Genomic DNA, 23,717 nt, shown 5'->3' with positions numbered 1-23,717 from the left:
CGCAACGTAAAGCCCGGACGTGATGCAACTGGAATGTCCGCTTTTCGTTCACAGCGGACCTTCAGCTAAGGTAACTTGCTCGCTGCGTGCCTGGAGCAGATGTTGCTAACATTGTGATGTGACTTTATCGGAGCATATCAATATCGCTAACATTGCTAAACTCAACGAGATATATGCAACCTGAATACGGAGCACGTGATGGTCACCACACATGTTTTCATCGCGGTCAGTCTTGATGGTTATATCGCTCGACAGGATGGTGATATCGACTGGCTGTTGAAGCGCGATGACCCGACAGAAGATCATGGCTATGCCGCATTTATCGCGGACAAAGAATGGATCATTATGGGGCGAGGCAGCTATGAGAAGGTGCTGACTTTTGACGAATGGCCTTATGATCGACCCGTGCTGGTGCTTTCCCGGCAGCTAACCGGTACCCCCGTGCCCGAGGCGCTGAAGGGTAAAGTGCAGTTTTCATGCTGCACGCCAAGGGAGGCTCTTACTGACCTGATGGAGAAGAATGTGCGCCGGGCCTATATCGATGGCGGGCAGTTAATACAGTCGTTCCTTCGCGAAGGTCTGGTCGCCGATATCGTTATCACTACTGTTCCTGTCCTGCTCGGTTCGGGAAAACCGTTGTTCGGAGTGCTGCCCCATGATATCGATTTGACGCTATTATCCAGCCGTAGCTTCCCTTCGGGTCTGGTACAGTCACACTATCGGCTGACGTCATAAGCTGAATCTAAGCAGAGTGATGACCTCCGCTAACGCGAGAAAATGCCCTATCTGCCAGCGGTACTGTTTTACTTCTACGGCCTTACTTCAGTTCGCTCAAAAAGCAATGAATCAGAAAACGGGCCTACAAACTCCGGGATCTGGCTCGCGCCGATATCTTCGATGACATTGACATGTTTATCAGTCGGAGACGGCGGTAAAGCCATATTGGGGCGTCAGTAGAGGCCTTTGAACACTCTCCGTCGTGAGGGCTGAATTTGTCTACCATTGTACTGGCTGTCTGTACAAGAGCCAGCTTCCGCTCTTCGCTCAAAACGGACCTTCCCACAACCCGCAACACTGCCCGTAAAACGCAATGCCCCTGATCCCTCCGCATCACACTACACTTATCCCTTAAAGCCAAACCTGACACAGGGAGTCATGTATGTCTGCGGAGAATTTATCCCAAATGGGTGCGGCAAAAGTGCAGCGTTTGGTGGATCAATATGGTCAGCAAGTCATAGAAAAATGCCCTGTTAGCCCTGTGGAATACGCTTTCTACGAGTATGCGGCGGAAGAGCTCAACAGCAGGGGAATCAAAACGCCGACGCTGTTGTCTGCCGATCCACATCCACGCCGGTTAAGGCTGGAATATATCCCTGGAAAAGTGTCTCAGGATGAGGTGTCGGGGGATGACATATTGAAATGCCTTTCTCATCTTCATCGCACTCCACCGGACCCAACCTGGGTGTATTACCCTCATTCCTGGCCCGAGAAAGCGCTTGAAAAATCATTGGCGCTTTTGAAATTACCGGACCGCGCGGCCCACCAGATGCGCTGTTTTCAGCAAGCGGGCAGCGTTTTGTTTCGGCAGAAATGTTTAATCTCAGGGGATACCAATGCCGGTAACTGGGGGAGAAGAGAAAACGGAGAGTGGGTTCTCTTTGACTGGGAAAGGTTTGGCACGGGCAGTCCGGCTATCGACCTCGCCCCGCTGATAAAGGGGATGGGCTCCAGGCAAAGCATTTTACAGCTTGCGGAGCGTTACAGCGTGCATTATCCGCATATGCCTGCCCGACACTTAGCGATGGAGATAACCCTTGCTAAAGCATGGATTGTGTCAGAGGTGGTGTCCCTGCTCTATGACCGGAACAAAACAGATTTTGAGCTGTACCTGAACTGGTACAGAGAAACGCTTCCCGGCTGGCTGGACGAGGCTATCTCAGTACTTTAACCCTTCGTCTGCATGGGTATTTATATTATTAAGGCCGAAATTCTGGCTCGCAGACCAGCTGGATTTCGGCCCTTAAGCTCTGGCCTTAGTGCGCCGTGATATACGGCTCCTTGACGAACTCCGCCAGCAGCCAGACCATATCATGTAGCAGACCGGTCAGCTCTTTTGCCACGTTTGCAGGCAATGTTCCGCCCATTACCGCCTGCGTTAACGCCAGCGCATAGTCCACCTGGAGCGACGTATCCTGCCAGCAGTCCGGAACGCAGGAGACAATCTTCTCTCCTGCAATCAGCTGTTCGACCAGATAAGACGGGAGGGCAGAATCACAACGCGCGCGAAGGCGTTTAAGGACTGCCAGCAAACGCGTGCACAGTGTTGCATGGGTGACCGCATCGTCGGTTTCTACCAGCACGCTTACATACGCGGTGCAGGCATCGGCCAGTTCGAAGAGATCTGCAGATTCAGGCAGTTGTAGATGAATCAGATGGTGTATAGCGCTTTCTTCAGAGAGCGCGTAAGACAGGGAAGGGACAGTTGTCATGTGATTTTCCATTTTAAAAAAACTCCAGACCATCCAATAAGTTCCTACGCTCATGGGTGGTAGCGCTGACGGAGGTAGGAATACCGCACACGACAAAAACGGCCAACCTTTCGGTTGCTCCGCCAGCGCGACCGTAGTGTAACGGGATGAGCGCTGCCGCGACAAAATAATTGTCGTATCGTGATATGCGGGTTCCTACGCCCGGTTGCGGATGTGCCGCAACGCAGGCACTTTACGGCCGGGAGGAGAGTAAGAAAAGCAGTAACCCTGAATTACACAAGGTTACTTGCAGGTTTGCGAGGCGGCTTCCAGAAAGGCCTTAGCGGGCGCAAGCAACGCCGCGCCATTACCCTTCACTCAGCATCGCCAGAAACCGTTTCACCGTCCGCGAACGTTCAAAACGCCGCCAGCACAGCGCGATATCGGTATAAAGCTCCGGTGATGTCAGCGCATGGTAGGTCACATTGGGGGGCGAAATGGCGGCCATCGACTTCGGCACCAGGGCGAACCCGCCGCCAGCGGACACCATGCTCAGGGAAGAGGAAAGTTGCGAAGACTGCAGCGTGTGCTGCACGTCAATTCCGGCCCGCTCGCAGCAGCCGTAAACGCGATCGTACAGCCCTGGCGCGACCTCCTGCGGGAACAAAACGACCGGCGTATCCCGAAGTTGCTCCAGCGCCAGCGATCCACACTTCGCCAGTGGATGGTCGCGATGCAGCGCCACAACCATCGGCTCACGGTCGAGAATTTTTAGCTCAAACGCTTTGCTGCTCTCACACGGCAGACGCACAAACGCGATATCCAGCTCACCCTCCGCCAGCATCGCCGTCAGCGAAGACATATTGGCTTCCACCTGGTGCACTCTCACCGCCATGTTCTGCAGCTGATACTGGCGAATAAGGGTGAAGATTTTGGGGTGAAAGGCGTCTGAACTGGTGATCCCAATCGACAGACTGCCGTTCAGCCCGCGGGCAATGCCCCGGGCTTTCTCCAGCGCGGCGTCGCTCAGCGCCAGGATCTTACAGGCGTCCTCATAGAAGGCTTCTCCCGCTTCAGTTAGCTCCACGCCTCGCGTCAGGCGTCTGAATAACGGCGTGCCCACTTCTTCCTCGAGCCGTTTAATCTGCTGACTCAGAGGAGGCTGTGAAATACCCAGCGCTTTGGCCGCTTTGGTGAAGTGTCGCTCACGTGCAACGGCGACAAAATACCGCAGATAACGAAGTTCCATATCAAAAACGTCTCAAACCAGCATGGATTCTATATTGGAACTCTATGCTGAATCGGGTCAACATTTATTTAACCTTTCTAAATAAAGTTGAAGAGGACGAGCATGATGGTGCATTCATCTGCATGCGACTGTGAGGCCAGTTTGTGCGAGACCCTGCGTGGGTTTTCTGCCCAGCATCCTGACAGCGTGATCTATCAGACATCGCTAATGAGCGCCCTGTTAAGCGGCGTGTACGAGGGGGATACCACTATCGCCGATCTGCTTGCGCACGGCGATTTTGGTCTGGGTACGTTCAACGAGCTGGATGGCGAAATGATTGCCTTCAGCAGCCAGGTGTATCAGCTGCGCGCCGACGGGAGTGCCCGTGCCGCGAAGCCAGAGCAAAAAACACCGTTTGCGGTGATGACCTGGTTCCAGCCGCAGTATCGCAAAACCTTCGATGCGCCGGTCAGTCGTCAGCAGATCCACGACGTGATCGACCAGCAAATCCCCTCCGATAACCTGTTCTGTGCGTTACGCATCGACGGTAATTTCCGCCACGCCCACACCCGTACCGTTCCGCGTCAAAAGCCGCCATACCGCGCCATGACCGACGTGCTGGACGACCAGCCGGTGTTCCGCTTTAACCAGCGAGAAGGGGTACTGGTCGGGTTCCGCACGCCGCAGCATATGCAGGGCATTAACGTCGCGGGATATCACGAACATTTTATCACCGACGATCGTCAGGGCGGCGGGCATCTGCTCGACTACCAGCTGGAGAGCGGCGTGCTGACCTTCGGTGAAATTCACAAACTGATGATCGACCTGCCTGCTGACAGCGCATTTTTACAGGCCAACCTTCACCCCAGCAACCTTGATGCTGCAATCCGTTCCGTCGAAAACTAACAGGAGAACCACCGTGAACAGTGATAAACAGGCACGTCAGTGGGCGCATGGCGCCGATATGGTCGTAGGCCAGCTGGAAGCGCAGGGCGTGAAGCAGGTTTTCGGTATTCCGGGTGCAAAAATCGACAAAGTGTTTGATTCCTTGCTCGATTCCTCCATCGAAATCATTCCCGTACGCCACGAAGCGAACGCGGCGTTTATGGCCGCAGCGGTAGGGCGCCTGACCGGCAAGGCCGGGGTCGCGCTGGTCACCTCCGGACCGGGCTGCTCAAACCTGATCACCGGGATTGCCACCGCCAACAGTGAGGGCGACCCGGTGGTCGCGCTGGGCGGTGCCGTGAAGCGGGCAGATAAAGCGAAGCTGGTGCATCAGAGCATGGACACAGTCGCCATGTTCAGCCCGGTGACGAAGTACGCCGTAGAGGTGAGTTCACCGGATGCGATTGCCGAAGTGGTCTCGAACGCGTTTCGCGCCGCCGAGCACGGCAGGCCTGGGGGCGCGTTCGTCAGCCTGCCGCAGGATATTGTCGACCAGCCCGCCACGGGCGCGATTTTGCCGGGCAGCAGTACTGCCAAAATGGGGCCGGCACCGGAGTCCGCCATTAACGACGTGGCGAAGCTTATCGAAAAAGCCAAAAATCCGGTCATTTTACTGGGCCTGATGGCCAGCCAGCCTGCCAACAGCGCCGCGCTGCGTAAGCTGCTGGAGAAAAGCCGCATCCCGGTCACCAGTACCTATCAGGCGGCCGGGGCGGTGAATCAGGAACATTTCACCCGCTTTGCCGGACGTGTCGGCCTCTTTAACAACCAGGCAGGCGACAGATTGCTGCATCTGGCGGATCTGATTATCTGCATCGGTTACAGCCCGGTGGAATACGAACCGTCCATGTGGAACAGCGGCGACGCCACGCTGGTGCATATCGATGTGCTGCCCGCCTATGAAGAACGCAATTATGTGCCTGACCTCGAGCTGGTGGGGGACATCGCCGAAACGCTGAACCTGCTCGCGAGCCGGATCGCCCACAAGCTGGAGCTCAGCGCGCGCGCGTCAGAAATCCTGGTCGATCGTCAGCATCAACGGGATCTGCTCGATCGCCGTGGCGCCTCGCTTAATCAGTTTGCCCTGCATCCGCTGCGCATCGTGCGGGCCATGCAGGACATCGTCAATAACGACGTTACGCTCACCGTTGATATGGGGAGCTTCCACATCTGGATCGCCCGCTATCTCTATAGCTTCCGCGCACGTCAGGTCATGATCTCTAACGGTCAGCAGACCATGGGTGTTGCACTGCCGTGGGCGATTGGTGCGTGGCTGGTCAATCCTGGCCGCAAGGTGGTCTCGGTGTCCGGTGACGGCGGCTTCCTGCAGTCGAGCATGGAGCTGGAAACCGCCGTGCGTCTCAATGCCAATGTGCTGCACATCATCTGGGTGGACAACGCCTACAACATGGTGGCGATCCAGGAAGAGAAAAAATACCAGCGCCTTTCCGGCGTAGAGTTCGGCCCGGTCGATTTCAAAGTCTATGCCGATGCCTTTGGGGCGAAAGGCTTTGCCGTCGAGAGCGCGGATGCGCTGGAGCCTACGCTGCGTGCTGCAATGGATGTCGATGGCCCGGCCGTGGTCGCCATTCCCGTCGACTATAGCGATAACCCGCTGCTGATGGGCCAGCTCCATCTCAGCCAGATTTTGTGAATCAATATAAGGACAGAGAAATGCAAAAAGTTGCTCTCGTAACAGGCTCAGGCCAGGGGATTGGTAAAGCGATTGCGCTTCGCCTGGTGAAAGACGGCTTTGCCGTCGCCATCGCGGATTACAACGAAGAGACGGCAAAAGCCGTTGCCGATGAGATCACTCGCAATGGGGGGAAGGCCGTCGCCGTGAAGGTGGATGTCTCCAGCCGCGAGCAGGTGTTTGCAGCGGTGGAAAAAGCCCGCACTGCGCTGGGCGGTTTCAACGTGATCGTCAACAATGCCGGGGTCGCGCCTTCCACGCCAATTGAGTCGATCACCCCGGAAATTGTCGACAAAGTTTACAACATCAACGTGAAAGGGGTTATCTGGGGTATCCAGGCCGCCATTGACGCCTTCCGTAAAGAAGGGCACGGTGGCAAGATCATCAACGCCTGTTCCCAGGCAGGCCATACCGGGAACCCTGAACTGGCGGTCTACAGTTCCAGTAAGTTTGCGGTACGCGGGTTAACCCAGACGGCGGCACGTGACCTTGCGCCATTAGGGATCACCGTTAACGCTTACTGCCCGGGCATCGTCAAAACGCCGATGTGGGCGGAAATTGACCGCCAGGTCTCCGAAGCGGCGGGTAAACCGCTCGGCTACGGTACTGAAACGTTTGCCAAACGCATTACGCTTGGCAGATTGTCCGAACCCGAAGATGTGGCCGCCTGCGTCTCTTATCTCGCCGGGCCAGATTCCGACTACATGACCGGTCAGTCCCTGTTGATTGACGGTGGTATGGTGTTCAACTAAATACTAATAAGCTCTGACATGAGTTTTCCCCTGCCCCCGTGCAGGGGCTTTTTTTTGTCTCCTCAGCCATTGTGGATTACACTGCGCGCTGCAAAACTTTAGTCTTAGAGATCTGACAGGCGGTAACAGCGATGAACGGTACAATCACAACGTGGTTTAAAGATAAAGGCTTTGGATTTATCAAAGATGAAAACGGTGACAACCGCTATTTTCATGTGATTAAGGTCGCCAACCCTGATCTGATTAAGAAAGACGCAGCGGTGACCTTCGAGCCCACAACCAACAACAAAGGCCTTTCCGCCTATGCGGTGAAGGTGATCCCGGAAAGCAAACACCTCTATATCGCAGGCGAGCGCGTGAAGCTCACCTCGATCAAATCGTTTGTGGTGTTCAGCGAAGAAGAGCCAGCAGATACCGGCATCGATAAAGAGAACGCGGTACTGTCCGTGGGGCTGCTGATGAACAACATCAAACCCAAGTCTGACAAAAAACCGGGTGAAATGCGCACGGTGAAGAAGCTGGCTATCACCACCTTCCAGAATACGACGATGATCTTCACGGAAGATGAGATCGACATCGATGCTACGGTGAAGCTGCTGAAATAATGTTTTGCCGGGTAGGGCGACGGCTTACCCGGCGTACCGCTGTCATCCTGGCGTGCAAACGCCACTTCCCCCGTTTTCCCGAGCAGGCGATACGCCGCGTCTCTTTTCGTCCGCTTTTTAACCTGCTATAACAAAACCCTTATCCTTCCGGGAGTCAACGCCGTGCCCGAGCTTAATCAACATGGTCAAACTGTTAACGATATCGTCCCCGACTGGAAATGCGCCCGTGCGTTAACCCGCACTCCGCTCGTCGGTCAGTATTGTCGTCTGGAGCCGCTGGATGCCGAACGCCACGCCGCGGATTTGTATGAGGCCTATGCGCTGGGGGACGACAGCGACTGGACGTGGCTTGTCAGCACCCAGCCCGTGAGCGTTGAAGACACCGCAGAATGGGTCCTTGGCAAAGTACTGGATGATGAACTGGTGCCGTACGCCGTCATCGATTTACGTACCGGGCAAGCTGTGGGGCTGGTGAGCTATATGGCAATAGAGCGCATGCAAGGGTCGGTGGAGATCGGCCACGTCACCTGGTCACGCAAGATGAAAGGCTCCCGCCTCGGCACGGAAACCGTATGGCTGCTGCTCAGGAATGCATTCGAGCATGGCTATCGTCGGCTGGAGTGGAAGTGCGATTCAATGAACACTGCCTCGCGTAATGCGGCGGAAAGGCTGGGGTTTGTCTGGGAAGGCCGACTGCGTCAGAAACTGGTGCGCAAAGGGCGCAACCGCGACAGCGACATGCTGTCAATCATTGATGGCGAATGGCCACAGCGGGATGCCGAACTCCGCGCCTGGCTGGCTGAAGCGAATTTTGACGGGGAAGGGCGGCAGCGTAAAAAGCTGGAGGCGTTTCGTCTGTAAAATATGCCCCTCACCCGTTGGGAGAGGGGCTGCTTAGCAAACTGCGTTACAGGCGAACCGGTGCACCGTTGGCGACATAATATGCCGCGGTACTCTTCGGCAGCGGCTCGCGTCCGCGAATGGCATCGGCAATTTTCTCGCCAATCATGATGGTGGTGGCGTTCAGGTTGCCGGTGATGATCTGCGGCATAATGGACGCATCCACCACGCGTAATCCTTCCAGCCCATGAACGCGACCCTCGCCGTCGACCACGGCCATTTCGTCATACCCCATCTTACAGGTGCCGCACGGGTGGAAGGCGGTTTCAGCGTGGTTACGCACAAACTCGTCCAGCTGTTCGTCGGTCTGGCACTCAATGCCCGGGCTGATTTCCCGTCCACGGTATTTATCCAGCGCCGGCTGGTGCATGATCTCACGGGTGATGCGGATAGCATCGCGAAACTCCTGCCAGTCCTGTTCATGGGACATATAGTTGAACAGGATTGCCGGATGCTGATGCGGATCGCGTGATTTAATCCGTACATGCCCGCGGCTTGGTGAGCGCATGGAGCCAACGTGACACTGGAAACCGTGCTCTTTGACCGCGTTCGACCCGTTGTAGTTAATGGCGACCGGCAGGAAGTGGTATTGAATATTCGGCCATTCAAACTCTTCGCGGCTGCGGATAAACCCGCCCGCTTCAAAGTGGTTGCTCGCTCCCACGCCGGTGCCGCCAAACAGCCATTCCGCGCCAATCTTCGGCTGGTTCCGCCACTGCAGGGCAGGGTAGAGGGAAACCGGCTCTTTGCACTCGTACTGCAGGTACATCTCTAAGTGATCCTGCAGGTTTTCACCCACACCCGGGAGGTCATGTACCAGCGGGATGTCAAACTGCTTCAGCAACTCCGCGTTACCCACGCCGGAGCGTTGCAGGATCTGCGGAGAGGCAATCGCCCCGGCGCACAGCAGCACCTCTTTGCTGGCCGTCGCTTTTGACGGAATCGTGCTCTCGCCTTCCAGCCACTCGACGCCTGCCGCACGTTTGCCGTCAAAAATAATGTGATCGGTCATGGCATGGGTGCGAATGGTCAGGTTCGGGCGTGATTTCGCCTGATCCAGATAGCCGCGTGCGGTACTGGCACGACGGCCCTGCGGCGTCACGGTTCTGTCCATCGGACCGAAGCCTTCCTGCTGATAGCCGTTAAGGTCGTCAGTACGCGGGTAGCCCGCCTGCACACCGGCTTCTACCATCGCTTCAAACAGCGGGTTTACGCCGGGTTTAGAGGTGGTCACGCTCACCGGGCCGTCGCCGCCGTGGTAGTCGTTTGGCCCCACGTCACGGGTCTCTGCCTTACGGTAGTAGGGCAGACAGTTGAGATAGCTCCAGTGTTCCAGACCCGGCTCAGTTGCCCAGTTGTCCAGATCCATCGCGTTACCGCGAATGTAGCACATGCCGTTGATCAGGGATGAGCCGCCCAGCCCTTTGCCGCGACCGCACTCCATACGGCGGTTGTTCATGTGCGGCTCGGGCTCGGTTTCATACGCCCAGTTGTAACGCTTGCCCTGCAAGGGAAACGCCAGCGCGGCAGGCATCTGGGTGCGGAAGTCAAAACGGTAATCCGGGCCGCCCGCTTCTAGCAGCAGAACGGTGGTATTGGGATCTTCCGTCAGTCGTGTTGCCAGTACGTTGCCGGCAGAGCCGGCACCAATAATGATGTAGTCAAATTGCAAAAAAACCTCCCGGTTAAAATATGGACTGGAATTTACCCATCTCAACCTGGATGGACTTCACCTGGGTATAACTCTGGAGCGTCATTACGCCGTTCTCGCGGCCAATGCCGGAGTGTTTGTAGCCACCAACCGGCATCTCTGCCGCGGATTCACCCCAGGTGTTGATCCAGCAGATACCCGCTTCAAGCTGGTGGATCACGCTGTGCGCGCGGTTCAGGTCGGCAGTCACGATGCCCGCCGCCAGACCGTAATCGGTGTCGTTGGCGCGACGAATCACCTCTTCGTCGGTTTCGTACGTGAGGATGGACATCACCGGCCCGAAGATCTCTTCGCGCACGATGGTCATCTCATCGGTGCAGTCGGTGAACACGGTGGGAGCCACCCACGCGCCGTTGTCAAAGCCTTCGCCTTTTAGCACGTCGCCACCGCACAGCACACGTGCGCCTTCCTCTTTGCCTTTGGCGATATAGCGCAGCACGTTTTCGCGGTGCGGGAAGCTCACCAGTGGGCCAAAGTTGGTGCGTTCATCGAACAGATCGCCCGCGCGAATACGTGCCACGCGCGCAACAATTTTCTGCTCAAACGCGGCTTTGAATTTCGCCGGCACGAACACGCGGGTGCCGTTGGTGCATACCTGTCCGGAACTGAAGAAGTTGGCCATCATGGCGATGTCCGCCGCGAGATCCAGGTCGGCATCGTCGAAAATAACCAGCGGGGATTTCCCGCCCAGCTCCATCGTCACCTCTTTCAGGGACGAGGCCGCCGAATTGGCCATCACTTTTTTGCCGCTGGCAACGCCGCCGGTGAAGGAGACTTTGGCGATGCCCGGGTGCTCGGTCAGGAACTGACCGGTTTCTGCGCCCACGCCCGGCAGAACGTTAAACACGCCGTCCGGCAGACCCGCTTCGGTGTAGATTTCGGCAAGCTTCAGGGCGGTGAGGGGCGTCACTTCGCTCGGTTTGAAGATCATCGCGTTACCCGCGGCCAGCGCTGGCGCGGATTTCCACAGGGCGATCTGGATCGGGTAGTTCCACGCGCCAATGCCCGCGACCACGCCCAGCGGTTCACGACGGGTATAGACAAATGAGGTATCGCGCAGGGGGATCTGGCTGCCTTCCAGCGCCGGGATCAGCCCTGCGTAGTACTCCAGCACGTCCGCGCCGGTGACGATATCAACGGTGCTGGTTTCTGAGTACGCTTTGCCGGTGTCGAGGGTTTCCAGCTTCGCCAGCTCGTTGTTACGCTCACGAAGAATGTCTACCGCACGGCGCAGAATGCGCGAGCGCTCCATGGCGGTCATCGCCGCCCAGATTTTCTGCCCGCGCTGCGCGCTTTCTACGGCGCGATCGACATCCTCGCGCCCGGCGGCCTGAACGGTCGCCAGGACTTCACCGTTGGCCGGGTTGATGGTCTCGAAGGTGCGACCGCTGGTGGCCGATGTATAACCACCATTGATATAAAGCTGCTGTTCTGCCATTCGGGACATAAATTCTCCTCGGTTAATCGGTCGGTAAATGCTGGCTAATAAAGTGGCTGGTGAGCGACTGGGCCAGGGTTTTATCCAGCGGTTTGCCACTCAGCGCGGCGCGCAGCCACAGCCCGTCAATCAGCGCCGCGAGCCCGTAACCCGCCTCCTGCGCCTGTTCGCGCGGCAGCTCGCGGCGGAACTCATACACCAGGTTCGACAGCAGACGGCGGCTGCTCACCTGTTGCAGACGGTAGAGCATTGGCTGATGCATGCTGCTCGCCCAGAAGGCCAGCCAGGCTTTCATTGCCGCGCCGCTGATCTGGGTTTCATCAAAATTGCCGCCGACAATCGCCTGCAGACGCTGCTCAGCGCTGCCGTGCGGTAAGGCATGCAAACGGTTCAATACCGCGTCGCGCAGCTGGCCGGTGATGTCGCGCATGGTCGCTTCCAGCAGGCCATTTTTGTCCTTGAAATAGTGACTGATGATCCCCGTGGAAACGCCCGCCCGACGGGCGATCTGCGCGATGGTCGCGTCATGCATTCCCACTTCATTTATTGCTTCCAGCGTGGCGTCGATAAGTTGCCTGCGCCGGATTGGCTGCATCCCCACTTTGGGCATTTTTGCCACTCCATTCATCAGCGTTGGTTAACCATTAAAGCGGTTTTTGATTGGACGTTCAATATAAAATGTGTCTTAATTGTTGCGGTTTTGGATTTCAATAGTTACAAAAACAGTGGGGATACTGGATGACAGATCTTTCGCAAGACAGAGAAAAGGACAAAATCAATCCGGTTGTTTTTTATACATCCGCAGGACTGATTTTGTTGTTTTCCCTGATGACGATCTTCTTTAGCGATTTTTCTGCCGAGTGGATTGGGCGCACCCTTAACTGGGTGTCGAAGACCTTCGGCTGGTACTACTTGCTGGCGGCGACGCTCTATATCGTCTTCGTCGTCTGCATCGCCTGCTCCCGCTTTGGCTCGGTAAAGCTCGGGCCGGAACAGTCAAAACCTGAGTTCAGCCTGCTGAGCTGGGCCGCGATGCTGTTTGCCGCGGGCATTGGTATTGACCTGATGTTCTTCTCCGTGGCGGAACCGGTCACGCAATATATGCAGCCACCGGAAGGGGCGGGGCAGACGATGGAGGCCGCGCGACAGGCGATGGTCTGGACATTGTTCCACTACGGCTTAACCGGCTGGTCGATGTATGCCCTGATGGGGATGGCGCTCGGATACTTTAGCTATCGTTATAATTTACCCCTCACGATCCGCTCCGCGCTCTATCCGATTTTCGGTAAAAAAATTAACGGACCGATTGGACACACCGTGGATATTGCGGCGGTGATTGGCACCATCTTTGGGATCGCCACCACGCTCGGTATCGGCGTGGTGCAGCTCAACTACGGTCTGAGCGTGCTGTTTGATATCCCGGATTCCATGGCGGCCAAAGCGGCGCTGATCGCGCTGTCGGTGATTATCGCCACCATTTCGGTTACCTCCGGCGTGGACAAGGGCATTCGCGTGCTTTCTGAGCTGAACGTCGCGCTGGCGCTGGGGCTGATCCTGTTCGTGCTGTTTATGGGCGATACGTCATTCCTGCTCAATGCGTTAGTGCTGAACGTGGGTGATTACGTGAACCGCTTTATGGGTATGACGTTGAACAGCTTCGCCTTTGACCGCCCGGTCGAGTGGATGAACAACTGGACGCTGTTCTTCTGGGCGTGGTGGGTCGCGTGGTCGCCGTTTGTTGGCCTGTTCCTGGCGCGTATTTCGCGTGGACGCACCATTCGTCAGTTTGTGATGGGCACGCTGATTATCCCGTTCACCTTTACGCTGCTGTGGCTGTCGGTGTTCGGCAACAGCGCGCTGCACGAGATCATTCACGGCAATGCGACGTTTGCGCAGGAAGCGATGGTGCATCCGGAGCGGGGGTTCTACAGCCTGCTGGCGCAATATCCGGCGTTTACCTTTAGCGCCTCTGTTGCGACCATTACCGGCCTGCTGTTTTACGTCACCTCGGCGGATTCCGGCGCGCTGGTGCTGGGGAACTTCACCTCGAAGCTCAAGGACATTAACAGCGATGCTCCTAACTGGCTGCGCATCTTCTGGTCTGTCGCCATTGGCCTGCTGACCCTGGGCATGCTGATGACCAACGGTATTTCTGCCCTGCAGAACACCACGGTGATAATGGGTCTGCCGTTCAGTTTCGTGATCTTCTTCGTGATGGCCGGGCTGTATAAATCTCTCAAGGTGGAAGATTACCGCCGCGTCAGCGCCAGCCGCGACACCGCGCCACGCCCGATGGGTGCGCAGGACAGACTGAGCTGGAAAAAGCGGTTGTCACGTCTGATGAACTATCCGGGCACGCGCTACACCAAACAGATGATGGAAACGGTCTGCTTCCCGGCGATGGAAGAGGTGGCGCAGGAGCTGAAGCTGCGTGGTGCGTATGTTGAACTGAAAAACCTGCCGCCGGACGACGGTGAGACTCTGGGACACCTGGACCTGCTGGTGCATATGGGCGACGAACAAAACTTTGTCTACCAGATTTGGCCACAGCAGTATTCGGTGCCCGGGTTTACCTATCGCGCACGCAGTGGGAAATCAACGTATTACCGCCTTGAGACGTTCCTGCTGGAAGGGAGCCAGGGGAATGACCTGATGGATTACAGTAAGGAACAGGTGATTACGGATATACTGGATCAGTATGAGCGGCACCTGAACTTTATTCACCTCCATCGCGAGGCGCCGGGGAATAGTGTGATGTTCCCGGATGTTTGAGCACTGAATTGAAGTAAAACCGCGGGGCCAGTTCTGGCCCCGTTCTACGACTGCTTATCCTTTACGACTCAGCAGCACTGCTATTTGCCCATTCTTTTTTTATATTTATCTGCCTTATCTGTTTTTATCAGTCTTTCCTTAAGCACAAATGCATTAATTCAAAAAGCGATTTACGATAATACTGCTGGTTTTTATAAGGAGATAAAAATGACGATCCCAGCTTACGTGTGGCTTAAAGGCGATGGCGGTGTTGATATTAACGGTTCTCCTGCGGAGCAATAACGGTGACCCGATGAGGACTTTCACCGGTTTTTTCCTTTTTTGCGTACAAATAGTATTTTGGTTTTTTGTTTGCGGCCTGGTATGGGCAGCCTTTTTTCCTCTGGACAACGTTCAACGTCTGGCAAACGTGTTTAGTATTTACGGCATAGAGGGTGTGCATGATTTTGCTTCGATTCTTGTTCTGTCCGTCTCGGCCATTGGTGCCACTGGGATAACAGTCATTTGCATGAGGTTTTTGTTCAGTAAGAAGTAACACCCAGCCTTATCTGCGCTGCACCTGGGGCAAGGATTGAAAAGACTGCAGTCTGGCGTATTGTTCAACGCCGTGATGATGACTTGCGCGAAGCGGCGGGAAAAGGCGGAAGCAGTGTGATCTGCGTGTTGCCGTCACGCAGCCAAAACAGCGTGAAGGCATCATCTTGCGAAAACCCCGCCAGCGGGCGGGTCAGCGCCAGCGTCAGGGTATTCTCGTCGAGCGCCGTGACGCGGGCACAATCAAAGCCCATCATCGCGTTAACCTGTGAAAACAGCGCCTTAAACAGGCTCTCTTTGGCGCTAAACGTCAGCGTCAGCGCCTGCGCAAATGGCAGGCCGGTGTGGCGCAGCAGCGTGTCCTCTGCGGGGCCAATAATCCCGTCTTTGATCTCCACCGCTTCGTCATCAGCGAGGATAATTTCCCCGTCGATACCCGTTAGCCCGTGCGGCGTTACAACGGCCAGCGCACGACTGGCCGTATGGCTGATGCTGCCCGTCATGCCGTCAGGCCACAGCGGCTCGCCGCTGCTGCCGATAGCCGGTATGGCCGTAAAGCCATATTCCTGCAGAGCGTGGGCGGCGGCGAGGCGTCCGGCCAGGTGTTCAGCTTTACGTTTGGAGGCAGCGTGAGCAAGCGCGTTATGGTGAGGAAGCCAGAGGAGGTCGGCGTCGGTAAAGGTGGTGGGATCGAAGGTAATTTGGTGGACCGTGGTTCCGGCAAGACGAAATGTGGAGTGGGTGGTGCGCATGTTTTCTCGTCCTGACGTTGAGGAATAGTGCGGCCTGATGCCTTCACCCCGATCCTCTCCTGCCGGGAGAGGGAGACATTCAGCCCCTCTCCCGGCAGGAGAGGGGAGACACAGCCTGCTTTAGAAGTGCGTGTTCACGCTCATAAACCAGGTTCGGCCCGGCTCATTATAGGTGTATGCACCCGCGCCGTACATATAGGCACCGGTTGTGGCGTTGCCGGTGGTCTGGGCATTACCCGCGCGCCACTGGCGTTTATCAAAGACGTTATCCACGCCGCCGGTCAGGCTGACGTTTTTGGTCACGTCCCAGGTCGCACTCAGGCCAACGATGCTGTACGGGCTGACTTCGTCTTTCTCAGATCCGGTCACCGGCTGGCCTTTGTAGTTGTACTTCTTCGGCTGCTGCTTGCCGTACCAGGTGAAGGTCGACTGCAGCGACACATCCTGATGTACCTGCCAGCTCAGGGTTGAGTTCAGCGTGTACTCCGGGATGATCGACAGACGGTCGCCGGTCTCCTTGTTCTTACTTTGCAGCATATAGGTGATGTTGTTGGTCCAGTTGATCGTGTCGCTGACCGGCACGTTCAGGGAGCCTTCCAGACCCTCAACCACCGCTTTAGGCACGTTTTCCCACTGGTAAATATCGGTGGTCACTTTACTGGTGGAGGTCTGGCCGACTGGCGCATACCCCGCTTCAATCTTGTTGCGGTAGTCGTTACGGAACCAGGTCACGCCCGCCAGCCAGCCGTCGTGTTTCCACTCCAGACCAATCTCTTTGTTAATGCTGGTTTCGGCTTTCAGGTCGTCGTTACCCATCATGTAGCAACCCACGCCGTCGGAGCTGGCGTAGCAGCCCTGGCCTTTGCTGTACAACAGATAGTTCGGGTTGGTCTGGTACAGGCTCGGCGCTTTATAGGCGCGGGCGATACCCATCTTCAGCGTAAAGTCGTCACCCAGGCCTTGCGACAGGTTCAGGGACGGGCTCCAGTTATTACCGACGATCGTATGGTGATCGAAGCGCAGCGCCGGGGTCAGCATGGTGCTGTCCGTCAGCTCCATGTTATTTTCAGCGAACAGAGAGAAGATCTCCGCCGAGGTATACGGGCTACGATCGTTGCTGAGCCCCGGAATGGTCCCGCCCTGCTGGGTTTGCGAGAAGGAGGTCGAGTCCTTCATGCGCTGCTGGTTCCACTCGGTGCCCAGCGTCAGGTTCTGGTTGACGAGGAAATCAATCGGCAGGTTGATTTCGCTGTGCAGCATCACATCAGCCAGGTCGGTGTCGGTGAATTTATTGCTGTTGAACAATCCTTCCGTACCGCCTGCCAGGCCTTCGCCGAGACGCGAATTGCGGGTGTGCTCGTACTGCGCCCAGTTGCTGGTGGTGATGCCATTATCCCAGCCGCCGTTCCAGGTCACCGCAAAGTTCTGGCGATAGATACGGTTAGTCTCTTTACCGTAGTTTTTCTTCACCAGACCGCTGGAGCTGTTGTCGTTGTTGGTGTTCTGGGTATCACCCGCGTAGAGGTTGTTCTGGCGGCTATAGCCCGCTTCAAACTCCAGGGACTGCATGGGCGCGAAGTCCCAGCGGACCACGCCGTTAATGTCTTTGTTCTCGACCCCTTCACGGCCTGCAGGCAGGGTGTCGGCATAGGTACCAGTACGATCGGACTGGTGACCCTGGTTGATGTCCCACGCATCGGCCTGAGTTTTGTCGAGGTTACCAAACATGCGAAAGCTGAAGTCGCCGCCCAGCGGGCCGCTCAGGCTGAAGTTGGTGCGCTTAGTGGAACCCTCATCCTTATGTTCTGGAGCATTCAGATAGGTGTTCCAGGAGCCATGCCACTGGTTGTCGAATTTTTTGGTGATGATGTTCACCACGCCGCCTGCCGCACCGTTACCGTAGCGAGCTGCGGCCGGGCCACGAATGACCTCAATGCGTTCAATCATCTCTGGCGGTACCCAGCCGGTGTCACCGCGGGTATCTCGCTCGCCGCGCCAGCCCAGACGGATGGAGTTGCGGCTGGTGACCGGCTTGCCGTCGATCAGGATCAGGGTGTTTTCCGGACCCATACCACGAATATCAATCTGACGGTTATTGCCGCGCTGTCCGCTGGTGGAGTTCCCGGTCAGGTTAACGCCAGGCATGGTGCGGATGATTTCGGCCACGTCACGTGCGGGCGGGTTTTTACGGATTTCATCGGCGGTGATGGTCGATACCCCTGGTGCCTGCAGGTTCTGCTCTGCGGCGGTGATCACCATGGTGTCTTCGTGCTGCGCGTTGGCGGTGTTGTCGTCTGCCAGCGCTGGCATCGCAACGCCGTAAATCCCTAAGTTGACCAGCAAGGCCAGGGAGTGAATCTTCTTATTCATTGTACGTCCTGCTTTTCGCGCCGCATCCCCGGGCTCCATTCCCGAAAGGGAGAGGAGGCGGCATGGTGTCACCCGCAGTTTGCGTAAGCAGCCCCGTCCTCGAGCGCACACAACGCGTGGCATGGTTGTTTTATGAGCGCGCTTCCCACAGCGCGGCCACTACGCTATTGCAAATGCAAATAGTTATCAATAATATTATCAATAAAATTTGTCCTGAAACAAAAAAGACTGATAAACATGAGGTTATACGGGTGACGGGGTTAAAAACGGGAAGTGAAGCCTGGTGGCAGTCGAAAAACGGACCCGAATGGACCCGCGAGAAGGGGCACTATCGCGTCACTTTCTGGTGGCGTGATCCGGCAGGAACGCAAAAGACCTCGCCGCTAAAACGCGTCTGGCTCTACATCACCGGCGTGACCGATCACCATCAAAATGCCCGTCCGCAATCCCTTGAGCGCATTCCTAATACTGACGTCTGGCAGTGGCAGGGCGAGTTCACCCCGCAATGGCGCGGCAGCTACTGTTTTATCCCCTCAGTGAACGACGATGATTTTGCTGACGCGGTCTTCCACGGCGAGCAACCCGATCGTTTGGCGCTGCGTGAAGGCTGGCGAAAGTTGCTCCCCGCGGCGATGGCCGATCCGTTAAATCCGCAAAGCTGGCGCGGCGGACGCGGGCATCCCGTCTCGGCGCTCGAAATGCCCGAGGCCCCGGTTCAGCCCGGCTGGAACACGCCCGCAACGCCCGGCAACGCGCCCGTCTGCTTTGAATGGGAAAGCGTGCGTCTGAATAACCGCCGCCGGGTGTGGGTTTTCACCACCGGTGAAGACAGCCCGGAGCGGCCGCTTGCCGTACTGCTCGACGGCCAGTTCTGGGCCGAAAGCATGCCCGTGTGGTCTCCGCTGACCGCGCTGACAAACGCGGGCAAACTGCCGCCTGCCGTCTACGTCTTAATCGATGTGATCGACATGGCGCACCGCAATCACGAGTTGCCCTGCAATCCGGATTTCTGGCAGGCGGTGCAGGAGGAACTTCTCCCGCGGGTGAACAGCCGCACTCCGTTCAGCGACCGCGCCGACCGAACGGTAGTCGCGGGTCAAAGCTTTGGCGGCCTCTCTTCACTTTATGCCGGGCTTAACTGGCCCGAGCGCTTTGGCTGCGTATTAAGCCAGTCCGGCTCCTACTGGTGGCCGCACCGTGGCGGTCAGCAGGACGGGTTGCTCATCGAACAACTTAAAGCGGGCGACCTCACCGCGCGCGGGCTGCGTATCGTTCTTGAGGCCGGACGCAATGAGCCGCTCATCTTCCGCGCGAATCAGGCGATCTACGCCGAACTGCACCCGCAGCAACCGGTTATCTGGCGTCAGGTTGACGGCGGACACGACGCGCTTTGCTGGCGCGGTGGGCTGACGCAGGGGCTGATGACCCTCTGGCAGCCGCTTATTCACTAACGGAGTCTGTATGGAATTCAGCAACCCTTTCGATAATCCGCAGGGTCAGTTTGCGATTTTGCGTAACGACCAGGGACAGTACAGTCTGTGGCCGCAGCAGTGCCAGCTGCCGGCGGGCTGGCGCGTGGTCTGTGAAGCGCAGTCTCAGGAAGCCTGTCAGCAGTGGCTCGCCGACCACTGGCAAACCCTGCAACCGTCTTATTTTGCGGGAGAGAAAGCATGAACCGTCTTCCCCTTGTCGCCGCCCAGCCGGGTATCTGGATGGCGGAGCAGCTTTCCTCCCTGCCAAACGCCTGGAGCGTGGCGCACTACACCGAGCTGAAGGGCAATATTGACGCACCGCTGCTGGCAAAAGCCATTGTTGAAGGGATGCGGCAGGCCGACACCCTGCGCATGCGTTTTGTGCAAGAGAATGGCGAGGTGTGGCAGTGGGTGGATGACGCTATGTCACTGCCTGAACCGTCCGTGGTTTGCGCCGAATCCCATGACGCGGCGATGGCCTGGATGGCAGCGGATTTAAACCAGAACCTGCGTGTGGACAGCGGTCAGCCGCTGGCGTTCCATCAGCTGATTCAGGTAGGCGAAGGGCACTGGTACTGGTATCAGCGATATCATCATCTGGTGGTGGATGGCTTCAGTTTCCCGGCGATTACCCGCCAGATCGCCGCCATTTATCACGCATGGCAAAACGGCGAGCCCACGCCCGCGTCGCCGTTTACCCCTTTCGCCGAGGTGGTGGAGGAGTACCAGCGCTATCGCGACAGCGAAGCGTATCAGCGCGACGGGGCGTTCTGGGCGGAGCAGCGTAAGCAGCTTCCTTCCCCGGTCTCGCTGTCGTCGGCACCGCTGCCGGGCCGTGCGGCGACCACCGATATTCTGCGTCTGAAGGTGACGGCTGACCGCCGCGCCTTTACCCGGCTTGCTCAGGCGGCGGGGCCGGTTCAGCGTACCGATCTGGCGCTTGCGCTGGTGGCGCTGTGGATCGGGCGTCTGACCGGACGGCTGGACTACGCCGCCGGGTTTATCTTTATGCGCCGAATGGGGTCGGCGGCCTTAACGGCAACCGGTCCAGTACTGAACGTGCTGCCGCTGGCGGTGAACATCGCCCCGCACGAAAGCCTGCCTGCGCTGGCGCATCGTCTGGCAAATCAGCTGAAAAAAATGCGTCGCCATCAGCGTTATGACGCCGAGCAGATCGTGCGCGACAGCGGACGTGCCGCGGGCGATGACGCGCTGTTTGGCCCGGTACTGAACGTCAAGGTGTTTGATTATCAGCTGGATATGGAAGGCGTGGATGCCATCACCCATACGCTGGCCACTGGCCCGGTCAATGACCTTGAACTGGCGCTGTTCCCGGACGAGCAGGGCGGCCTGAGTATTGAAATCCTTGCCAATAAGCAGCGCTACGATGAAGCGACGCTAACGCGCCACGTTGCACGCCTGAACGCCATGCTGATGCAGTTTGCTGCCAACCCGGATTTGCGCTGCGGCGAAGCAGAAACCGTTTCAGAGCAGGAATACCAGCAGCTGGCGCGTATCAATGATACCGGGCTGGCGCTACCGTCAACCACGCTGGCTCAGCTGGTGGCAGACCAGGCGGGCAAAACGCCGGATGCCCCCGCGCTTGCTGATGCGCACATCGAACTGAATTACCGCCAGATGCGCGAGCAGGTGGTGGCTCTTGCGACATTACTGCGGGAACGCGGCGTTAAGCCTGGCGACAGCGTGGCGGTAGCCCTGCCGCGCTCGGTGTTTCTTACCCTGGCGCTGCACGGCATCGTGGAGGCGGGCGCCGCGTGGTTGCCGCTGGATACCGGTTACCCGGACGATCGTCTGCGCATGATGCTGGAGGACGCGAAACCGTCCCTGCTGATCGCCTCTGACGATCAGCTTTCGCGCTTTAGCGATCTGCCGGTCCCTGTATTTAGTTACAACACACTATTACCCCCAGCGGGCAGTGAACCGCTGCGGCTGGCAAAGCCGGCGCACACGGCGTACATCATCTTTACCTCAGGCTCAACGGGGCGGCCAAAAGGCGTGATGGTAGGGCATACCGCCATCGTTAATCGCCTGATGTGGATGCAGGATCACTATCCGCTGGACGCGCATGACGTGGTGGCGCAGAAGACGCCGTGCAGTTTTGACGTCTCGGTCTGGGAGTTCTGGTGGCCCTTTATCGCCGGCGCGAAGCTGGTGATGGCCGAGCCGGACGCGCACCGCGATCCGCAGGCGATGCAGAACTTCTTCGCGCATTATGGCGTGACCACGACACACTTTGTGCCGTCGATGCTGGCGGCATTCGTTGCCTCGCTGACGCCGGGAAATGCCGACTGCTGTCAGACCCTGAAGCAGGTGTTCTGCAGCGGGGAAGCGCTGCCGACAGAACTGTGTCGGGAGTGGGAGCACCTTACTCATGTCCCGTTGCATAACCTTTATGGTCCAACAGAAGCGGCGGTGGACGTGAGCTGGTATCCGGCATCGGGTCCGGAACTGGCTGCGGTGGCGGGCAACAGCGTGCCGATTGGCTTCCCGGTGTGGAATACGGGGCTGCGCATTCTGGATGCGATGATGCGTCCGGTGCCGTTCGGCGTGGCCGGTGATCTCTATCTTACCGGGATCCAGCTTGCGCAGGGGTATCTCGGTCGGCCGGACCTGACCGCCAGCCGCTTCATTGCCGATCCCTTTGCACCTGGCGAGCGGATGTACCGCACCGGTGACGTGGCGCGCTGGCTGGATAACGGCGCGGTGGAATATCTGGGCCGCAGTGACGATCAGCTGAAAATTCGTGGTCAGCGTATCGAGCTCGGCGAAATCGATCGTGCGATGCTTTCGCTGCCTGACGTGGCGCAGGCCGTAGCGCACGCGTGCGTCTTTAATCAGGCGGCGGCAACCGGGGGCGATGCCCGACAGCTGGTAGGGTATGTCGTCTCCGGGTCCGGCTTGCCGCTGGACCGCGATGCGCTGCTGCACTCGCTTAAAGCTCAATTGCCGCCCCATATGGTGCCGGTGGTGCTGCTGCAAATCAGCGCGCTGCCGCTCTCTGCCAACGGAAAGCTTGACCGCAAGGCGCTTCCGTTGCCGGAATTGACCCGCAAGACGTCCGGGCGGGCGCCAGAAACAGACGCTGAAGTGGCCGTCGCGCAGGCATTTTCTGCCCTGCTCGGCTGTGAGGTGAACGACATCGATGCCGATTTCTTCGCCCTCGGCGGTCATTCCCTACTGGCGATGCGCCTGGCCGCGCAGCTCAGCCGTACGTTTGCCCGCAGGGTCACGCCGGGGCAGATTATGGTGGCCTCGACGGTCAGCATGCTCAGCGCGCTGCTGGATTCATCGATGAATGACGAACAGGCACAGCGTCTGGGCTACGAGACCCTTCTGCCGCTGCGTGAAAGCAACGGTCCGACGCTATTCTGCTTCCATCCGGCATCCGGCTTTGCCTGGCAGTTTAGCGTGCTGGCGCGCTATCTCAGCCCGCGCTGGTCAATCACCGGCATTCAGTCGCCGCGTCCGGAAGGGCCGATGCAGCAGTGCGCTACGCTGGACGAGGTGATCGAACGTCATCTGCAGACGCTGCGCGCGCAACAGCCGCAGGGGCCGTATTATCTATTCGGCTACTCGCTTGGCGGCACGCTGGCGCAGGGCATTGCGGCCCGTCTGCGCGAGCAGGGTGACGCGGTGGCGTTTCTCGGCTTGCTGGATACCTGGCCGCCGGAAACCCAGAACTGGGCAGAGAAAGAGGCCAATGGTCTCGATCCGGACGTACTGGCAGAAATTGAACGCGAGCGTCAGGCGTTTATCGCCGCGCAGCAGGGGCAAGGCTCTGGCGAGCTCTTTAACGCCATCGAAGGGAATTACGCCGATGCCGTCCGCCTCCTGACAACGGCGCACAGTTCACGGTTCGACGGTAAAGCGACGTTGTTTGTTGCCGGGCGCACGCAAACGCTGGATCCGCAGCAGGCCTGGGCGCCGTGGGTGGGGGAACTGGAGGTTTACAGCCAGGATTGCGCCCACGTGGATATCATTTCACCGCAGGCGTTTGAGACAATAGGACCGGTGCTGAAGGCGATATTGGGGTAGCGGTTTCCCCTCACTCTCACC

18 protein-coding genes and 1 pseudogene are annotated in these 23,717 nt (G+C 57.7%); 12 read left to right on the top strand and 7 right to left on the bottom strand.

The genetic code is table 11. From position 1 onward, the window contains the following. The first annotated feature begins 198 nt into the window (after positions 1–198). The 3 genes and pseudogenes from ACMVME_RS13105 to ACMVME_RS13095 all read left to right on the top strand — a co-directional run bounded on the left by ACMVME_RS13105 (position 199) and on the right by ACMVME_RS13095 (position 1,948). On the top strand, positions 199–735 hold the full coding sequence (locus ACMVME_RS13105; RefSeq protein ID WP_068795123.1) for a dihydrofolate reductase family protein: 537 nt from the start codon (positions 199–201) through the stop codon (positions 733–735). An 83-nt stretch (positions 736–818) separates the two neighbouring features. Continuing rightward, a pseudogene (locus ACMVME_RS13100) lies at positions 819–935 on the top strand (IS3 family transposase); the annotation flags it as partial. 224 nt (positions 936–1,159) lie between these two features. Then, a complete protein-coding gene (locus ACMVME_RS13095) occupies positions 1,160–1,948 on the top strand; it encodes a phosphotransferase family protein (RefSeq protein ID WP_068795122.1) in 789 nt (262 codons plus the stop codon). An 85-nt stretch (positions 1,949–2,033) separates the two neighbouring features. Here ACMVME_RS13095 and ACMVME_RS13090 read toward each other — a convergent pair whose 3' ends face one another. Beyond that, positions 2,034–2,489, bottom strand: a complete 456-nt coding sequence (locus ACMVME_RS13090; RefSeq protein ID WP_068795186.1) for a hypothetical protein — start codon at positions 2,487–2,489, stop codon at positions 2,034–2,036. A gap of 346 nt (positions 2,490–2,835) precedes the next feature. Further along, complete coding sequence (locus tag ACMVME_RS13085) at positions 2,836–3,717, bottom strand: LysR family transcriptional regulator (RefSeq protein ID WP_014169049.1); 882 nt, start codon at positions 3,715–3,717, stop codon at positions 2,836–2,838. Between the two features lie 105 nt (positions 3,718–3,822). Between ACMVME_RS13085 and budA the strand changes: the two genes are divergently transcribed. The 5 genes from budA (at position 3,823) to ACMVME_RS13060 (ending at position 8,552) form a co-directional block, all read left to right on the top strand. Next, complete coding sequence (budA, locus tag ACMVME_RS13080) at positions 3,823–4,602, top strand: acetolactate decarboxylase (protein ID WP_025204708.1); 780 nt, start codon at positions 3,823–3,825, stop codon at positions 4,600–4,602. A gap of 13 nt (positions 4,603–4,615) precedes the next feature. Next, on the top strand, positions 4,616–6,295 hold the full coding sequence (alsS, locus tag ACMVME_RS13075) for an acetolactate synthase AlsS (protein WP_020885041.1): 1,680 nt from the start codon (positions 4,616–4,618) through the stop codon (positions 6,293–6,295). A 20-nt stretch (positions 6,296–6,315) separates the two neighbouring features. Next, positions 6,316–7,086 carry a (S)-acetoin forming diacetyl reductase gene (locus ACMVME_RS13070; RefSeq protein WP_032677650.1) on the top strand — a complete coding sequence of 257 codons (771 nt, stop codon included), beginning with the start codon at positions 6,316–6,318 and terminating at the stop codon, positions 7,084–7,086. A 131-nt stretch (positions 7,087–7,217) separates the two neighbouring features. Then, positions 7,218–7,691 carry a cold-shock protein gene (locus tag ACMVME_RS13065; RefSeq protein ID WP_014169053.1) on the top strand — a complete coding sequence of 158 codons (474 nt, stop codon included), beginning with the start codon at positions 7,218–7,220 and terminating at the stop codon, positions 7,689–7,691. A 162-nt stretch (positions 7,692–7,853) separates the two neighbouring features. After that, positions 7,854–8,552 (top strand): GNAT family N-acetyltransferase, encoded by a 699-nt coding sequence (locus tag ACMVME_RS13060; RefSeq protein WP_014169054.1) that lies wholly within the window; start codon positions 7,854–7,856, stop codon positions 8,550–8,552. A gap of 46 nt (positions 8,553–8,598) precedes the next feature. On the opposite strand, the gene betA is transcribed toward ACMVME_RS13060, so the two are convergent. From betA to betI, 3 genes are read right to left on the bottom strand one after another with little or no spacing between them, the layout of a single operon-like run. Next, positions 8,599–10,263 (bottom strand): choline dehydrogenase, encoded by a 1,665-nt coding sequence (betA, locus tag ACMVME_RS13055; protein ID WP_068795121.1) that lies wholly within the window; start codon positions 10,261–10,263, stop codon positions 8,599–8,601. Between the two features lie 13 nt (positions 10,264–10,276). After that, a complete protein-coding gene (betB, locus tag ACMVME_RS13050; RefSeq protein ID WP_068795120.1) occupies positions 10,277–11,749 on the bottom strand; it encodes a betaine-aldehyde dehydrogenase in 1,473 nt (490 codons plus the stop codon). 13 nt (positions 11,750–11,762) lie between these two features. Next, a complete protein-coding gene (gene betI, locus ACMVME_RS13045; protein WP_020885037.1) occupies positions 11,763–12,350 on the bottom strand; it encodes a transcriptional regulator BetI in 588 nt (195 codons plus the stop codon). Between the two features lie 128 nt (positions 12,351–12,478). Here betI and betT point away from each other — a divergent pair, with 128 nt between their 5' ends. After that, positions 12,479–14,512, top strand: a complete 2,034-nt coding sequence (gene betT / locus ACMVME_RS13040; RefSeq protein ID WP_014169058.1) for a choline BCCT transporter BetT — start codon at positions 12,479–12,481, stop codon at positions 14,510–14,512. 599 nt (positions 14,513–15,111) lie between these two features. Here betT and entD read toward each other — a convergent pair. After that, on the bottom strand, positions 15,112–15,798 hold the full coding sequence (entD, locus tag ACMVME_RS13035) for an enterobactin synthase subunit EntD (RefSeq protein WP_068795119.1): 687 nt from the start codon (positions 15,796–15,798) through the stop codon (positions 15,112–15,114). Between the two features lie 120 nt (positions 15,799–15,918). Further along, on the bottom strand, positions 15,919–18,168 hold the full coding sequence (locus ACMVME_RS13030; RefSeq protein ID WP_020885035.1) for a TonB-dependent siderophore receptor: 2,250 nt from the start codon (positions 18,166–18,168) through the stop codon (positions 15,919–15,921). Positions 18,169–18,419: 251 nt separating this feature from the next. Between ACMVME_RS13030 and fes the strand changes: the two genes are divergently transcribed. Genes fes through entF form a run of 3 tightly spaced genes read left to right on the top strand, consistent with a single transcriptional unit; the run spans position 18,420 to position 23,696 of the window. Further along, entirely contained in the window at positions 18,420–19,619 is a 1,200-nt protein-coding gene (gene fes, locus ACMVME_RS13025; RefSeq protein ID WP_068795118.1) for an enterochelin esterase, read from the top strand. A gap of 10 nt (positions 19,620–19,629) precedes the next feature. Then, a complete protein-coding gene (locus tag ACMVME_RS13020; RefSeq protein WP_014169063.1) occupies positions 19,630–19,842 on the top strand; it encodes an MbtH family protein in 213 nt (70 codons plus the stop codon). Then, a complete protein-coding gene (gene entF / locus ACMVME_RS13015; RefSeq protein ID WP_414743446.1) occupies positions 19,839–23,696 on the top strand; it encodes an enterobactin non-ribosomal peptide synthetase EntF in 3,858 nt (1,285 codons plus the stop codon). Before ACMVME_RS13020 ends, entF begins: the two co-directional genes overlap by 4 nt. Positions 23,697–23,717 lie beyond the last annotated feature (21 nt).

Source organism: Enterobacter cloacae complex sp. 2024EL-00711 (genome assembly GCF_047529885.1).
GTDB lineage: Bacteria > Pseudomonadota > Gammaproteobacteria > Enterobacterales > Enterobacteriaceae > Enterobacter > Enterobacter ludwigii.
Note: the sequence above shows the minus strand (reverse complement) of the source record. Positions and strands in the feature narration are given on the sequence as shown.